Consider the following 15,952-nt stretch of genomic DNA (forward strand, 5'->3'; position numbering starts at 1 on the left):
CTGATTAAAGTTTCACTTTATGTTTCTATATCTTTTCCCTCTTCTACACCAGCAGAAGCAAATCAGATAAAAATGTAGGGCTTAAGTAACTAAAATAAAGAAAAAGCCATACAAGTAGTATGACTTTCTTTGCAGAACAATTAAGCTTGTGGTGCAGGCGGTCTTCCATTGAAGTTAGAACGTTTTGGAATTCCTTAAATTAAGAACAGAGTGGGATTAATCCTAGCCCAATTACTAGCGCTGTTTTCTACATACCTTACTTTTTTACGAACAGATTTCAACTGATTTAATAATTCATCACTATTAAATCGTTATAAGCTTCTTTTATACAATATTTCATACAACAATATCAGCTTCTCGATTTTTTGCAACAGGCCCCATTTTAATGACTTTAATAAGGATACGTATAGTAACGAAGAGACGATTCTATAAATACATAAAAATCGTCCTTTCGTTTTGCAAATGATGCATTAATATCAGTCTCATACTATTTTAATGGTAGGGGTAAAAATAGTTTCTTTTTAACCTACGCTAAATTGTTATAATTTTTTTTGCTCTAGAGGCCAATTCCATATCATGTGTAACAAATATTATCGTTTTTCCATCTTCATTAAGGTCTTTTAATATATTAAACACTAAATCTCGATTATTGTTATCTAAATTACCAGTTGGCTCATCAGCTAAAATGTAGTCGCATTTTTTAATAAGTATTCTTGCTAAAGCGATTCTTTGTTGTTCTCCACCACTAAGCTCAAAAATTTTTTTCTTCTCATAATTAGGCAAATTCACTTTTTGTAAAGCTTCTTTTATTATTTTTCTTTTATCGATATTTTTTTGATATTCTAGGGCTATTAATAAATTTTTCTCTACCGTTTCGTTTTCCATTAAAGCGTAATTTTGAAATAGATAAGCTAATTTTTCACGTTGCAATAGTAAGGTTTGCTTTTTGTTTGGATTCATTTGTTCTTCTATAATTATATCTCCAGAGTCGCTTTGTTCTAATAAACCAATAATATTTAATAACGTCGTTTTTCCTTTTCCACTTTCCCCAACGATTGCGATGAAGTCTGTATCTTCAATCTTCAATGAGAAGTCTTTTAATACAACTTTATTACCAAATTTCTTATTTATATTCACTAATTCAATCATTACTAATGTTCTCCTTTTATGATAGCATTGAATGTTTGATTGCTTAATTTCTTATCAAAGAAATAGCTTATTAAAATTTCTAAGATTAGGATCAAAATACCTATAGAAATCACATAAGTATCAATAACATATATAGATACAGATATAATAGGTATAATATTTACTAATAACAATAAAGTAATCATAATTTTATTGCGCTTTATAGCGCTAAATCCAAATAATTGTTTAATATACAAATTGAACTTGTTTTTTTCATAGTAACTAGAAATAGTGTTATAAGTTATTAGAAAATTCGAGACGATTAATATGATCATTGCGATCAATAAATTTTCTTTTTCTGTTTTTAGGTTTTGAATTTCAAACGCTAAACGATCATATACTGAGGTGATATTTTGTATAGTTGATTGAGCCTCATTTTTAGTAATAGTAGCCCTTATACTATCGTATGGTTGCTCACTATTAGTTTTAAAATAAAATTCAGATGCAACATATGACAAATAAAAGGATTGATTGAAGATACCTGTATCAATAATTGCAATAGGATCTCTAATGAGATTTTTATCTTCCGCTTTTATAGTTGAATCATAAGTAAAATAATCTTGATTATTTTTTACATATATAATATTTATATTTAACTCTTGTTCTTTAGTATTATTTTTCTCTCTTCCTAGTTCCTCATTATAAATGTTATCAACTTCAACTTTTTGGAAATAAAAATGTTTTCTATAATTCTTATATATTTCCTTCTCATATTCCTTTAATTTTTCAGGCACTAATATATTCATAGTATTCGAATCATGAATAATTTGCTCTTTGATTGTTTTTTTAACTGATTTAATAGGATTATAAGATAAATAGTTTGAATTTATAGTAACACTATTTCCAGAAGGTTCTAACTTCGGATCCCCATTTTCATTATTTAAATCATAGATATACTTTCCATCTATTTTGTCATAATTTGACGTACTAATTAGAAAGCCACCATGTTGTTTTTCCATATCCAAGTAAAGGTCTTTCATTTTTTTGCTAATTTTTTCTTCCGCACCTAAATCGTCGCCCTTAGCGAAAGTAACTTGAGTTTTATAAATATGTTTAGTTTTTGACCAATTAGATAAATTATCTATCTTTTGATTGAGTTCATTCGATAGGATTTTCCAATGATACGTGGACAATAACATTACGACTATAAATAGAAATTTTAAAGTGAAATTTAATGTGCTAACTAATATATATGGCTTGTTACCTTTTATTTTTGAAACATTTATATTTCTAGTAAAGGCTACTATCGTAATTATTGTGATAGGTATAATTAAAATAAAACTCAATGTAATTGCTATAATCCAAAAAATACATGATAATTCAAAATAAAAATCTGTACTATCTGTAAATATACAATACATAATAAATAATACATAAATCATAAGACTTGATAGTATCATGATTTTCCCTAAATTAAAGATAAAGAAGCTAACTATTTTTTTTCTTGTATAGCCCAATGTTTGCATGATAGCTATATCTTTCAATCTACGAATGATATAGTGAATAATCGCAACAAAGATGCATAATACAATCAAAAATATACAAAATATTTGAAACCCATTGCTCTCAAGTAAATATATAAAATTGGCTTTATTTTCGCCAAAAATTTCTGTTTTAGCTACATTTTCATTTAGTTCTTTTAACATGGCATTTATTTTTTCTTTATCTTGAGTCGAGATATAGTACATACCACTTCCATCAAAATTTTCATCTGCACTTAAAGGTTGGATAGTTATTTTAGTTTTCGAATCTATTCTTTTTATAATACCAATTTGATCTGTGCTCTCAATTTCAGAAGTACTTATAAATTTGTTTGAATTTACTTCTGGAAACTTCCCTGATTTTAACTTGATATGGTTATTTAAACCAGTATCAGTTGTGAAAATATGTAAATCATTTTCTCCCGGGTATATGTATTTTGAAATATTCACATTATATTTCTTTGCTAAAATTTGTAAAAATTCAATGTAATTCTTAGTGTAACTTTTCTCTTCTTCAAAATTTAAAGTAATACTAGTTGTATTTTTATAGAATAACTGTTGTGTTTTATATTCTTTAAAAATATTTAAAGATAAAAATGCAGTTAATGCCAGCGTTGCTGCCATTAAAATAAAAATGATTTTTTTCATGCAAACACCTCTTAGAAAAATCTAATATCACTAATTATCTATATTCAAAAACAAGAGAAGTTTTTAAACTTCTCTTGTTTTTGAATATTATTTATTATCGTAATTCGCTTTATTTGTACCACTAGATGTCCATGTAGCTTTTGCTTTGCTAAATACATCTTTCTTCTGCCATTTTCCATCATTGTAGACGCCTTTTCCATTTGTAACTGTTGCTCTACCTTGTTTTGTATAATGTTTATATTCGGAAATGACGTTTCCATCTCTTTTTCCTCTAATCCAATACCCACCGTCTGCTTTACCAGACGTTACACCTGCGTATAACTGAGGTTTATTGCCAGAATTGTTTTCATCTGCTACAAATCCTTCAGTTATTGTGCTATCCGCTGTCACAATTTCGGACTTTCCAACTGTTTTTTCTGCGGCAAATACATTCATTGAAGCTGGAACTACTAAAACACCTGCAGCAATTGCACCGATAATAGCTTTTTTCATACTAATTCCCCATTTCTATCAGTTTATATTTTGTTAAGATTTTACACTAATGTAAAATCTTACAATTTAAATTTACCATATCCTCATTTTTTTGTAAATAAAAAGTAAATTTTCAGTTTATAATAATTGTTTTTAATTCATTGTTCATATATTCATCTTTATTATTTTTGCGGGATCAAGAAAGGGTATTTTAAGATTTAAATGTTAGTTGAAATAATAACGCCTTTCAAATAAGTTAAGAGGTTTTATTATTATTTTATGAGAGAACAACAGCGAAAAAAGCAGTGAAATAGAAGTTTCTAGTAACAAATATTACTGTGGAAAATTTAATAATTATTGGTAATATTGGGATATACTTATATGTTAACATAATATAGGATTGTATTGTTATTAAAAATTAAAATATTCAAAATTAAAAAAGATCAACTCTATTAAAGAGTTGATCTTTGTAGTGGAAGTAGTTTTTAATTGGACAAATTACCCTATGAAAAGAAAACAGTTCTGGTGCAAAAATAAAATACAATAACTTAACATGGCACAATAATATTTGGGACAGAATCCAATACATATTATTAAAATTAAGATAGTTCAAGTCGGCAGAAGGCACCTTTAGGTGTCTTTTTTTATGAATTTCAAGCCCACCTATTTCCGTAGGTGGACTACTTGTGATTTTACACAATTAAGTTATAGCAAAAGCATTTATATCGAAAGTAATTAAAATTAACTTTGTAACCCTAATAATCTTCATTGTTTTATTATCTTTTATTTTAAAATGAAGTCTTTTCCCTATACGTTCACTATATGTAATCAATTTACAAACAATTGATAAGCGAGTAGAATTCCCTAATAACCCTAAAACTTTTATATTTTCTGTATAGAAGCTAAAATCCATATGAAAAGCATGTAACAGATCTTCCAACCTCCTAAAATAAGATGAATATCAACCAAAATATCTTAACATAAAAATAGTGAAAAACCTAAAATATTCCAATTGTTCATTAGGAAAAATAATACTTGAATGGGAGTCCAATACATATTCTTAGAATTAAAGTGATTCAAATCGGAGGAAGGAACCTTTGGGGTGCCTTTTTATTTATGGAGTTTATTAGAAAATATTTGAAATATAATACAGTAGATTATATTATTATGTGTGTATGATTTCTGGTTTTAAAAATTACAAAAATTAATAGGGGGGAAACAATAATGAAGTTAGGAAAATTAGCATTAATTGGGGCATTAACTTTTAGCGGTTTTACTGCAATAGAAATGAGTAAACCTACCTCACAAGCAACTGCAGCTTACTCAGATCCACTTAATGATGATTGGGGATTTAAAACCATTGTGGATTTACAAAATTCAGAGGAAAGTACATATCAACCAGATTGGAAGATTGGGAATTTAATAACTGGTGATACATTTTACTTAACACAGCACTTTGGTAGAGAACATTTTGGTGCGCAAATGAAAATTTTTAAAATCCACACAAATGGTACCCTAGAACGATTCCAAACAATAGAACCAGAATTTATTCCTGGAACAGAAATTTGGCAAACCCCTATCACAGATAGCTATACAAGCGGTACTTATGTCGCTGCAATTAAATATCGTGGTGAATTCACGTATTCAAATCAATTTACAATCAATTAGGGATATAACGTGATCATTTATTTTTTACGAAACCCACCCTTTTGCTTCCGACGGCGACGAGGAAGCAAAAGGGTGGGTTTTTTGTTATCTTTTTCTAAAATTTGTTTCCTAAAAACATACGCAAACACTTCACGTACAATGGCTTTCACAAATTCTTTTAGAAGCTCAAACAAAAACTCCATAGGTATATTACCCCTTTCCTTCCAAATGGAAAGAAGGGATAACCAATCAAACTCACAATAAACAGTTAATCCTATTTTATTATACTAGTACAATCTCACCAATATAAAAAAGACCACCATTACTGGCAGTCCTTTTTTGGTAGTTTTAGAAATTAAATTATAACATATTAATATACGAATTATAAATATGCTTTTACAAAAGATACTATAAGTTTTTTATAATTCTTGATTTCTCAATTTTCATTGCATAATGAATTTTTCTATGAGTATTAACAACTAACATTAAAATTATCAATTCACTAGATTTTTAGAAAAAACTGGTTATCTATATAATTATTTGGTAAAATATAGATATAATTTAAGGGGTAAAGTTAATATAGATCAACTAAGTAATGCTAAGAAAATGTTTTATTGCATAAAAAAAGGCTCCATTGCTGGAGCACTCAAAATAAACAAACGAATTAAAACAAGAAACAGACAATTTAACTATATATATAAAACATAAATAAATCTATATATATGTAAAAATACATATAAAAACTCTATTTATTGATGCTATAATAGGTTTACTCGATGATTGTTATATTTTTTTATGGTTTTTAAGCAATAAATACCTTCTTAACACCAAGTGTACAAGAAAAGAAGACATCTTAAGCGATGTCTTCTTTTCTTATATAATAACAACACAATAAAATTAAGATGGTTCAAGTGGGAGGAAGGCACCTTTAGGTGTCTTTTCTTTGTCGAATTTGCCTAATAGGGCAGCACCACATTGCTATCAAGTTAAAAATTTTTTCACCCAAAACAAAAAAACGAGCTGAATTCACATAAATAACTATGGAAGAAAACAAAAACTTGGGATTAAAGAACTTGTGATGTATGACTATATTGGCTGTTTTTATCCAGAAGGATACATGAATCCTGATTATACATTTGTATTTAATCATGAGGATATTGAAGGAATTATATTTGTAGGTTTTATAGATGAGGAAGAAGAGGCATTTGTAGGATTGCTTAATTGAATAGGATCTAGAAACAGGTAATCTTCAAATTTTGATAAAACTAGCAATCTCCACGCCGAAATTGGTTAAATTATAAGGGGGAAAAGCTGGTCACGAAAATGATGAAGAGATTACTATTTTCAAATCAGTTGGTTTGGCTGTAGTAGATATTATCGTTGCGAATTATTTGTATGAGAAAGTAGTGGAGCGCGGGACGGGATTGAGTTTTGAGGGACTGCCTTTTGGTGGTCTTTTTTGCATAAAATCTTGTAAAGTAAGAAAAAGTTGAATATTAATATTCTAATATTCAATAGAAAGATAAAATGTTTTAAAGTTCAAAATAATACATTATAATATATTTAGTAAAATTAACCAATTTATATTTTGCTCATTATGTATTAAAGGGGAAATGAAAATGGCTGGACAAATTCGTATGTCACCAGAGGAGCTTAAATCGAAAGCAGCTCAATATGGACAAGGTGCAAATCAAATTGAGGACATTTTAAGTCAACTACAAAATTTACAAAATGAATTAAGAGGAGAATGGGAAGGTCGTGCTTTCGAAGGTTTTGATCAACAGTTCAATCAATTAAAGCCAAAAGTACAAAACTTCGCACAGCTATTACAAGAAATTAATATGCAGCTTAATAAAACTGCAGAAGCTGTTGCTTCTCATGATGAAGAATTATCACGTAATTTCGGTTTGAAATAAAAATTGTCATACTCTATATAACAGGCATTTCAAATGAGCCATACAGCTTATAGTGTATGGCTCATTTGATTGCGTGCCCAACTTAGCTGGACACACGTTTAAAAAGAGTGATATTAATAGGGAATTTTCATATATTTATTGGGATTTCTTTGGCATCTTCTGAAAATTAGAGAAAGGATTTGAGTGATGGGACAATTTCAAAGTAATTTTCAAACGGCACAACAAATTGCTACGCAGATGAGAACAGCTTCGAATATAATCCAAAGTGCAACAAATCGTTCTATAACAAAGGCGACGCGTACAACACTATCTGTTAATTCCAAAGCACAAGAAGCGAATCAACAAATGTTAGATTTTACGAAACAATTTTCCACTGCCTTTCAACAAGCGGTCGATAATATTCATTCAGTAGCCCAAGAGTTTGAGAGAATGGATAACGAACTTCACAACACTTTTCGCTAATGTGACAACCTACGTAAAGGTAAAATAGTAGGAGGAATATAATGAGTCAAGATATTGAAAAACAAATCAATCAAGTAAATCAAAAGTTAAGAAGTGTATTTGAAGAACAAGACCGAAATCAATCCGCGATTCACATTCAGGAGCAAGCGGAAGCAGATTTTTATGAATGGAGAGGTCGAAACCATCGTTTGTTTGATCGAATTTTAGGAACTTGGCATGGTGATAGAGAAATGTCTCAGTTTTTTATGAATACATATCAAGAGGCACAACATATTGAACGAAAAGTCACATTTGAATTGGAAAACCAAAAAGAAACGTTGCTTAAAGAAAGACGAAACCTTAGTGATTTAGAAAACGACCTTTCCTATCAACAACAACAATTAGCGAGGGAGGTCAATGCATGAGCTTAAATATGTATTTAGGAGAAGTACAAGGCCAAACTCAAAGTATGAATGCTGTATGTAACGCTACTATTCAAGGTATGGAACAAGTCATTCAGTCAATTGATGCCTTTGCAATTGATACTGTTCTACAAGGACAAACTTATAGCAGTGCAAAATCATTTTTTGTACAAACCTTTCGTCCTTTAGCGCAAGGAATCATTTATCTGTGTGAAGAGTTAATTCGCCAGAACGATGCTTTTCCAAGTCAATTTCAATCACAAGTCGCTTCCACAGATGTAATTGAACAAGAAATATTAGAACAAATTCGAGAAGTTGACCGAATGAAAGCAAGTATGGAAGCCATCAGTCAAGCTATGCCAATCCCAGGTATGGACGCTATGGCGAATCTTTTTACTGTGATGAGGAAAAAACTGCAAGAAAAGCTGGATCATTTGTATCAATTCAATCAGACCTCTAGTAATAATTATAGTACAGCCCTTCAATTAGCAGCTAGTATTGCTGCAGGTCTTGCAGAAGTTCAAAGTGGGAAAGGGTTTAGTCCTGCAAGTGGTACATTTAGTACGCAAGGGTTGAATATGGAATGGACAACTTCAATTCAAGCGATTACAGAAGAGAGGGCACGACAAGCTGCCAATTCAATTGAAGAAGGTGAAATGTGTGGTAAGCTACCTGAAAAATCTACTGGTGAAAAAATTTGGGACGGTATTGTAGATGGTACGGGACAAGCAGTTAGCGATACAATAGACGGAATAAAAGCTTTAGGAGATTGGGAAACGTGGGAAAACATGGGGAACGCTGCTTTGCACCCTATTGATACCCTCAGTACGATGTATAATGTATTGTCAGATTCATTTATTAATGATGTAATAAATGGAGATGCTGAAAGTCGTGCTAAATGGGGAAGTTATGCTTTAACACAAGTTGGATTAGGACTTATTGGTGATAAAGGATTAAGTAAAGTATCGAAGGTAGCAACTACTGCAAATCTAACAAAATTCTCAGAAGGTATTTCGTCTGTTTCGAATCATTTACCATTGAAAGAACGATTTGCATTCGCAGGTACTAGTGGCTTTGGTAGCAATCAGATAAAAACATTTGAAGCTTTACAAGAAGCCCGTGATACATTTATGTTTTCTGAAACTGGTGGAAGAAGTAGAGTTAAAGGTGTACAAGAAGTAATAAAAGATTATGCGGATAAAGTTCTTGATAGAGTTGAAGTGAAAAATGAGTATCCTGATTCGTATACAGCATCTAAAATATTACGTGAAGAACTTAAGGATGCAGGGATTGAACCACCCCCATATTCTAATGCAGCACATCATCTAACACCTTGGAATGATAGTAGGGCAGAAAAGGCACAAAAATTATTAAAGGAATTTGGGATAGACCATGATTCGGCGGCTAATGGAGTATTTTTACCTTATAAAGTTAATAAATACGTGACTACTGAAGTCTTACACATAGGAAAGCATAGTTCAGAGTATATACTTGAAGTAGAGAGAGTATTAAGTCTTGTTAAGAAACGGGGCGGTACTCAAGAAGATGCTGTTGACGCCTTACATGATATAAGAGAACGTTTATTGAATGGTGAATTAAAATTAAATAAACCGAAGAAAGAGTAATCTTATAATAGAAAAATAACAAAGGAGAGTAAAAATGAAAATTTGGGAATTAAAGAGTTCATTTGATGACTATGAATCCTTTCAACTATTGAACTTAGAAGAAGATTCTAAAAAGTATTTTGAAGGGAAAATTGACTCGGCAGTAAAAGCATCTGATTCATGGGGAGAAATACGTATTAAATGTGTAGAAGAAGGAAATCAAAGTGATTTGCCTCATTTTTGGGGAGAAGTTGGTACGCCAATGGTTAGTGGGAAAGCTAAAAAATTTTTAGAGTCTATACTTGGTGATAATGTAGAATTTCTTCCCCTAATTCATGATGTGACGGGAGAAGTGTATTATATAATTAACGTTTTAAATGCACTAGATGCTATTAACTATGAGAAAGCTATACTAAAGAAACTACGTTCTGGCTTAGTAATAGATTTCAAAAAATACGCATTCTTACCTAATATGGTTAAGAACCAAACAATATTTAAAGTTTACTTAAATGAAATATTACATATTCCTTCCGTTTTTGTATCAGATGAATTTAGAAATACAGTGTTAGAAAGTGATTTAAAAGGTTTTGAATTTATCGAGGTATGGGATTCAGAAGCAAACATGTAAAAGAAAGTCCTAAAATAATTGATAGGAGTTAGTGACATGGATGTAAAGGATTTAAAAATTCTAAGAATGTTAAACAATTATGAGGGAAATGAAAAAGAAATTTTTGAACTGATTCAAGCTGAAGCAATAGTGAAATTTATATGTGGAAAAATATGATTTTGGAAATTGGAGATATATTGAAAAGTGTTAATTATAAGCTGAATACACCCGCAACGGATACTGAAGTTCAAAGATTAAGAGAACATGTAAAAGAGAAATTTAATGTTGATTTACCGAGGGAATACGAAGAGTTTCTTAAAACTGTAAATGGTTTAGACTTTGATGGACTGGTACTTTACGGAGTTGATTCTTCTTTACTAGAAACAAAAAAAGATGAACATATTTGCGGCTTTATAGACACGAATAAGATTTGGTATGAAAATGAATTTCAAAAAGAGTATCTTTTCTTTGGCGATTCAAATATTGCGTGGTTTTGTAAGAGCTTATCAGACGGTACTTATTTAGAACTTGATAAACCATCAGGTACGGTAATGAACACATATAATGATTTTAATACAATGCTTGAGGAAGCGTTAAAAATAACCCTTCTTTAATAGGGGGTATTAAAAATTATGTTTAATTTTTTAAAAGAATATGTTGTAGCAGACAGAAGTGTCCGTTCTAAACAAAAACCTATTTTCTATCCTATATATCAAGATGAGATAGATGAGGCAGAAAGCTTATTACAAATGGAACTTCCAAAAGAACTGAAACGCTTTTATCAAGAAATAGGTTGTGGTTTTTTAAGTCTGATACAAGAACGTTTTTCAACAGATTTATGGACCCGATTTCAGTTGCAGATTTCCGTTTAAGGCAAGATATTTATGAATATAATCCAAACCTAGATGATGATTCATTAGTGTTTTTTGAAGTAACAGAACTTAACTTTTTAACAATTAAATTTAAAGAGGAAAATGAATTAGGTCAATGTCCTACTTACTCTGAAGATGAGAAAATAGCGGATTCTTTAGAAGAATTTTTAATTAAAATGGATGAAAATCCTGACTATTATATTTAACCTTTTTAAGACTTGCTTTAAGGTGTAGCATTTGAAAAATATCTAATCATGAGTAAAAAAGCTTATGTATAACCTGCATAAGCTTTTTTAATGTCCATAATAGGTAAAAAGTATCAAAAACATTCACCATTAAATCACTTGAAAGTTTAAAGCGACTCCTAAATTAGAAAATCATATTAAAAATATAGATCCCTCTGTTCCAAGAAGGAGAGGTATTGATGGAGCACACAACAGTGAAGAGTTCTTTAAAAACAATATTAAAAATAGTCAGTGAATCACCTTCAAAAATTCTAGGTGTAAAAACAGTAGAATACAATATGCCTAAGTTAAATATGGATGGCACCCCTACAGGAGAGTATGGAAATAAAGTATTCACAAACAACATTTATGATCCTAAAATTATAAGTGATAAGGAATTTATTAACCGTGGAATTGAAGCAGCTAATGACGCTAAATTAAAAACCAGTGATGGAGTTCTTTCGAGAGAATGGACAGGTGTTGACGGTAAAGAAATAACTTGGAGAGGATACCATAAAGGTGGAGAAATCTCTTCTTTTTTCCAGAATAGATTAAAGATATACGAGGAGAGATATGTATGCAAAGAGAATTTAGATTAAAAGATGAGGATTTACTAGATTTAACCCATTTTCCTATACAAGCAGTGTTTAATATGGTAGATGATAAAAGATTTTTAAAGGTAATCAATTCAGTTTGTGAAGGAGTAGGATTTGGAGAGGAATATGGCGCATGTACTTTTCCAAGAGATTTGGATGAGTATGATATTGCCAATGGAGATTCATTTGAAGGGGGAGAATTTGCATTATACAGTGGTGATGAGGTAATAATTAATTATCAAACACTTTATCATTATTTAAAAAAAATGTGCGAGGGTTATTCAAAAAAGTATCCAAACACAATTAAGAGATTAGAAGACAGTCTTAACAAATTTATTGAATTATACAATATTAATAGGTAGAGACTATTTATAACTTATCCAAAATCATTATAAAAGGTAGAATGTTTCATGATTAGAATTGATTATATGCTAATATTCAATAGAAGATTAGAAGTTTGAAAATTCGCAATAAAATCTTATGATGCGTTCGGTAAAATCAACCAATATATATTTTGCTCATTATGTATTAAAGGGAAAATGAAAAAAACTTGGTCAACAGTAGCGGGGTGGTTTAATTAACATAAAAAAAATACAGATTTTAATAAAAAAGCTTTTGAATATTATATGGCTCTTTATGCTGTAAATGATATAAGATCGACTATAATTACTCTTGTGATTGGGTGCAATAGGTTTGAAAGGTAGTGTTGGAAAAGAAACTGGTATAACAGTTCCTGTTTTAGAGGGGTTTACTATGGGAAGTAGTTTTAAATTTGAAAAACCTGAGGAGAAAAAATGATATGAAAACTCCATCGTATAAACCATTATATATTTTAGTTTATGTCGTAATATCTGTATCTATTATAGGATTAATGATTACTCCATCCAACAATTGGTGGGAAAAATTGTTAGGAACTATCGTTCTCATTCTTTTGGGAGCAGGTTTAATATGTTTTTTAAAATTTGGACGGTGGGCGCAAGAGAAATTTTATGATAAATTTACAAAAAAACGGGATTAATATAAGACTGGAGTAATTAAGATATGCGTACAATAAATAGAATTCTGACTTTTACTGTATGTATTATGTTGTTAATTGGGGCTTCTTCTACTATACGGTTAGAAGATAAAATTTTACTTATAGGTTTGCTGCTAATTTGCAATGTTATTGCATACTTTACAGTAGAGTATATCTATAAACGTATAGACAATAAGAAAAAGAATTGGATTTATAATTCGCAAAATTCATTTAATATTTAGAAGGCAAAAGTATCAATGAAACTATTACCAAATGGTTGGTTTTACAGTAGCCCAGGCCGGAATAGAACTAGAGAATATTAAAGGATTTGGGATAGGAGCTGAAGCTACTCTAGTAAAATATGAGAGTGCTATAAAAATTCCTATTCCATTTATGGATAAAAAGTTACAAACTGGGGGATCAGCATCGCTTGGAACACTCGGGGGATCTTTTGAAGCTGGAAAAAGTGGATTCAAATTCCATGCACCATTTGGTCCTGATGTAGGTTTATGGGGATTTGGTTTAGAAGTTAATGTTAAGGAATAAAGGAGATAAGTAGCATGAATAAAAAAGTGAAACAATTTAAATATTTTATGATTATATTAGCTTGTATTGCAATTTTTGGTACAATTTTACCTAATGCATTGGATCCAAATGAAACATTAGCAGGTAACATTTCGGTTGCAGTTTTTGGTACAATTGGTACTTGTTTGTTGTTTTCTATCACTTATTTCCTTATAAAAAAGGCTATTTTAAGAAGGGGAAACTAAGATGGTACAAAATTTAGAGTTAGAACTACTTCCAATAGGTTCGGTTGTGAAATTTAAAACATGGGAGCAACCTTTGATGATATATGGTAGAAAACAGGAAGATTCAAAAACTAAGGAAACTTGGGATTATGTGGCTTGTTATTATCCTATTGGAAATGTTTCAACTGAATATAATATGTTTTTTAACCATGAATATATATCAGAAGTTATTTTTACTGGTTACATAAATGAGGATGAAATTAAGTTGCGTGAAGATTTGAAATAATAATTTGAAATTTATAACTATAATAAAACATATATATCTTAATGGATATAATTTTTTATTATAGTTATTTTTATAAGTTTAATGGTGAAAATTTTATTGGGAATAGAAGGGGTAATGATAGTGGGGATTTTTAAAAATACAATTTTATTTGTTTTGTGTTTAGTAATTCTTAGTGGTTGTTTTACAAGAGAGGGAACTATTGTTGGTGGTAAAGTTCATGGTTCTTCAGATAGTGTATCAGGTAGTATCTCTGGAGATTATAGAAAATTTACTGGATCTGCAACTCAAGATAGGAAAGTTAAAAAAGGTGAGAATTGGATTTTTTCTTTTGATGATAAAACTAAACAAGGAACTATAATTGCTTATGTTGTGGATTCAAATGATAATACAATACTAGAGTTTAATAGTGGCGAAGGCGAAAAAAATATTAAAGTGCCTAAGGATGATACATATAAGGTTAAAATTAAAACGGAAGAACATGGTGGGGAATTTCGAATATCATGGAAAAAAGAAAAATAGTTTTTGGATTGAAAAAAGCATCTAAAGATAGAAGCTTTTTTTAGTCTTTAATTAAATAGTTTTGAATCTGTATTCTGGTGAAATATATAGTAGTCATGTTTTTTAAGTAGAGAATCAGCTCCAATTTAATTCAAAGAATTATTAAGTAATGTTTTTAAATCTGATTGTATATCAAATTTTTCTTTATGTTGATCATATATGATTAGATATACAAATTATCTAGTATATTATCTTTTTCTTCCTTATTGATGCCAATATATTTTAGTGTAATTTATGAGGTGCTATGATTGAGTATTTCTTACAATATAGCGAAATCTTTTGTTTATTTATAGAACCAATAGCCGAAGGTTTTGCACATGGTGCGAGTCCCAATAGATTCGATACCAGAAAACTCTCCGGCTTTTTGAAATTTTTGATAAGCCTAGATCTTATTAATGGGTTGATCTTCTTTTCGAGAAGGGAATAATATTTCACAGAAGGTGTGAAATGGGATGTTGATTTAGATGATGATGGTGAAGATGATAGTATTAAAGATATGGTGAAAACGGGTGTGAAAAAAACTTAGTCAACAGTAGCGGGGTGGTTTAATTAACATGAAAAAAAGTATAGATTTTAATAAGAAAGCTTTTGAATATTATATGGCTCTTTACGCTGTAAGTGGTATAAGATCGACTGTAATTACTCTTGTGATTGGGATAGCAGATATATTTGTGCTTTTACCTGCTTTTGCAAATCCTGTTCAACCGATATATATGTACATAATAGTTCCACCAGTTGCTTTTTTAAATGTATGGGCAATATGGATTGTTATAAATCCTAGGAAGCGGCAATTACAATACACTCTATTTCGTGGGGTATTTGGCATCGTATGTTCAGTAGGATTATTAGTTATAACCCAAAAGTTTGCATATGGAATGTTAGGATTACAAACTCCTATCTATTTTATTTTTTCGGTTGGTTTGTATATTTTTGCTTTGTATTATTATTATAAAAATCATATTAAAAAACTTCAGGAATCAATCAAAAAATCAAAAACATTGAAAAAAAACTCTGGTTTTGGAGTAGTGGCTTTTGTAGGATTGGGTCAACTCATTGCTAATATCAGTCTTGGTTTTGCAACGCAAAAGATGGTAGCAATTGTATTAATGTGTGTATACTCCATGCTTTCGTTTATGTTGTTTCATTTCATTATGGAACTCCATAGGTACTATTATTTAAGGAAGCATATAGAAGATGGGGGTAGAACACATGAAACCTTTTAAAGAG

The 15,952-nt window shown here is 30.1% G+C and carries 20 protein-coding genes and 4 pseudogenes; 18 read left to right on the top strand and 6 right to left on the bottom strand.

Features of this window, described 5'->3' with window-relative positions; genetic code table 11:
* Nucleotides 1-531: 531 nt before the first annotated feature.
* From MHB52_RS04810 to MHB52_RS04825, 4 genes are all read right to left on the bottom strand, one after another.
* Nucleotides 532-1,149: a putative bacteriocin export ABC transporter gene (locus MHB52_RS04810; protein WP_000571715.1), complete on the bottom strand. Its 618-nt coding sequence runs from the start codon at nt 1,147-1,149 to the stop codon at nt 532-534.
* 2 nt (nt 1,150-1,151) lie between these two features.
* Nucleotides 1,152-3,317: a DUF1430 domain-containing protein gene (locus MHB52_RS04815; RefSeq protein WP_016117281.1), complete on the bottom strand. Its 2,166-nt coding sequence runs from the start codon at nt 3,315-3,317 to the stop codon at nt 1,152-1,154.
* An 87-nt stretch (nt 3,318-3,404) separates the two neighbouring features.
* Nucleotides 3,405-3,809, bottom strand: a complete 405-nt coding sequence (locus MHB52_RS04820; RefSeq protein WP_000709112.1) for a lactococcin 972 family bacteriocin — start codon at nt 3,807-3,809, stop codon at nt 3,405-3,407.
* Nucleotides 3,810-4,488: 679 nt separating this feature from the next.
* A complete protein-coding gene (locus tag MHB52_RS04825; RefSeq protein ID WP_061663210.1) occupies nt 4,489-4,701 on the bottom strand; it encodes a hypothetical protein in 213 nt (70 codons plus the stop codon).
* Nucleotides 4,702-5,012: 311 nt separating this feature from the next.
* On the opposite strand from MHB52_RS04825, the gene MHB52_RS04830 reads away from it, so the two are divergent.
* Nucleotides 5,013-5,456 carry a DUF5065 family protein gene (locus tag MHB52_RS04830; protein WP_061663209.1) on the top strand — a complete coding sequence of 148 codons (444 nt, stop codon included), beginning with the start codon at nt 5,013-5,015 and terminating at the stop codon, nt 5,454-5,456.
* A 17-nt stretch (nt 5,457-5,473) separates the two neighbouring features.
* Here MHB52_RS04830 and MHB52_RS04835 read toward each other — a convergent pair whose 3' ends face one another.
* On the bottom strand, nt 5,474-5,638 hold the full coding sequence (locus MHB52_RS04835; RefSeq protein WP_172796997.1) for a hypothetical protein: 165 nt from the start codon (nt 5,636-5,638) through the stop codon (nt 5,474-5,476).
* A gap of 836 nt (nt 5,639-6,474) precedes the next feature.
* On the opposite strand from MHB52_RS04835, the pseudogene MHB52_RS04840 reads away from it, so the two are divergent.
* The 16 genes and pseudogenes from MHB52_RS04840 to MHB52_RS04915 form a co-directional block, all read left to right on the top strand.
* Nucleotides 6,475-6,660: pseudogene (locus MHB52_RS04840) on the top strand (DUF4176 domain-containing protein); the annotation flags it as partial.
* 76 nt (nt 6,661-6,736) lie between these two features.
* Nucleotides 6,737-6,928, top strand: a pseudogene (locus tag MHB52_RS04845) (hypothetical protein); the annotation flags it as partial.
* A 126-nt stretch (nt 6,929-7,054) separates the two neighbouring features.
* Complete coding sequence (locus MHB52_RS04850) at nt 7,055-7,351, top strand: WXG100 family type VII secretion target (RefSeq protein ID WP_000918587.1); 297 nt, start codon at nt 7,055-7,057, stop codon at nt 7,349-7,351.
* 186 nt (nt 7,352-7,537) lie between these two features.
* A complete protein-coding gene (locus MHB52_RS04855; RefSeq protein ID WP_000529655.1) occupies nt 7,538-7,813 on the top strand; it encodes a TIGR04197 family type VII secretion effector in 276 nt (91 codons plus the stop codon).
* Nucleotides 7,814-7,854: 41 nt separating this feature from the next.
* Complete coding sequence (locus tag MHB52_RS04860; RefSeq protein ID WP_000076120.1) at nt 7,855-8,217, top strand: DUF3958 family protein; 363 nt, start codon at nt 7,855-7,857, stop codon at nt 8,215-8,217.
* A complete protein-coding gene (locus MHB52_RS04865) occupies nt 8,214-9,839 on the top strand; it encodes an AHH domain-containing protein (protein ID WP_061664144.1) in 1,626 nt (541 codons plus the stop codon). Before MHB52_RS04860 ends, MHB52_RS04865 begins: the two co-directional genes overlap by 4 nt.
* A gap of 34 nt (nt 9,840-9,873) precedes the next feature.
* Entirely contained in the window at nt 9,874-10,446 is a 573-nt protein-coding gene (locus tag MHB52_RS04870; protein ID WP_000707085.1) for an imm11 family protein, read from the top strand.
* A 140-nt stretch (nt 10,447-10,586) separates the two neighbouring features.
* Nucleotides 10,587-11,039, top strand: a complete 453-nt coding sequence (locus MHB52_RS04875) for a YrhA family protein (RefSeq protein WP_000265803.1) — start codon at nt 10,587-10,589, stop codon at nt 11,037-11,039.
* An 18-nt stretch (nt 11,040-11,057) separates the two neighbouring features.
* Nucleotides 11,058-11,503: pseudogene (locus MHB52_RS04880) on the top strand (SMI1/KNR4 family protein).
* 218 nt (nt 11,504-11,721) lie between these two features.
* Nucleotides 11,722-12,120 (top strand): CdiA family toxin C-terminal domain-containing protein, encoded by a 399-nt coding sequence (locus MHB52_RS04885; RefSeq protein ID WP_061664143.1) that lies wholly within the window; start codon nt 11,722-11,724, stop codon nt 12,118-12,120.
* Complete coding sequence (gene cdiI, locus MHB52_RS04890; RefSeq protein ID WP_061664142.1) at nt 12,099-12,479, top strand: ribonuclease toxin immunity protein CdiI; 381 nt, start codon at nt 12,099-12,101, stop codon at nt 12,477-12,479. Before MHB52_RS04885 ends, cdiI begins: the two co-directional genes overlap by 22 nt.
* Before the next feature lie 437 nt (nt 12,480-12,916).
* Nucleotides 12,917-13,135: a hypothetical protein gene (locus tag MHB52_RS04895; protein WP_000856866.1), complete on the top strand. Its 219-nt coding sequence runs from the start codon at nt 12,917-12,919 to the stop codon at nt 13,133-13,135.
* Between the two features lie 270 nt (nt 13,136-13,405).
* Nucleotides 13,406-13,678 (top strand): hypothetical protein, encoded by a 273-nt coding sequence (locus MHB52_RS04900; protein ID WP_016117288.1) that lies wholly within the window; start codon nt 13,406-13,408, stop codon nt 13,676-13,678.
* A 14-nt stretch (nt 13,679-13,692) separates the two neighbouring features.
* Nucleotides 13,693-13,902 carry a hypothetical protein gene (locus MHB52_RS04905; RefSeq protein WP_001036924.1) on the top strand — a complete coding sequence of 70 codons (210 nt, stop codon included), beginning with the start codon at nt 13,693-13,695 and terminating at the stop codon, nt 13,900-13,902.
* Between the two features lies 1 nt (nt 13,903).
* On the top strand, nt 13,904-14,167 hold the full coding sequence (locus MHB52_RS04910) for a DUF4176 domain-containing protein (protein ID WP_000250495.1): 264 nt from the start codon (nt 13,904-13,906) through the stop codon (nt 14,165-14,167).
* 81 nt (nt 14,168-14,248) lie between these two features.
* On the top strand, nt 14,249-14,686 hold the full coding sequence (locus tag MHB52_RS04915; RefSeq protein ID WP_001999201.1) for a hypothetical protein: 438 nt from the start codon (nt 14,249-14,251) through the stop codon (nt 14,684-14,686).
* A 202-nt stretch (nt 14,687-14,888) separates the two neighbouring features.
* Here MHB52_RS04915 and MHB52_RS04920 read toward each other — a convergent pair.
* Nucleotides 14,889-15,152 (bottom strand): annotated as a pseudogene (locus MHB52_RS04920) (tyrosine-type recombinase/integrase); the annotation flags it as partial.
* Between the two features lie 127 nt (nt 15,153-15,279).
* Between MHB52_RS04920 and MHB52_RS04925 the strand changes: the two are divergent.
* Nucleotides 15,280-15,948 carry a hypothetical protein gene (locus tag MHB52_RS04925; protein ID WP_061664141.1) on the top strand — a complete coding sequence of 223 codons (669 nt, stop codon included), beginning with the start codon at nt 15,280-15,282 and terminating at the stop codon, nt 15,946-15,948.
* Nucleotides 15,949-15,952 lie beyond the last annotated feature (4 nt).

Source organism: Bacillus sp. FSL K6-0073, assembly GCF_038006085.1.
Lineage (GTDB): Bacteria > Bacillota > Bacilli > Bacillales > Bacillaceae_G > Bacillus_A > Bacillus_A cereus.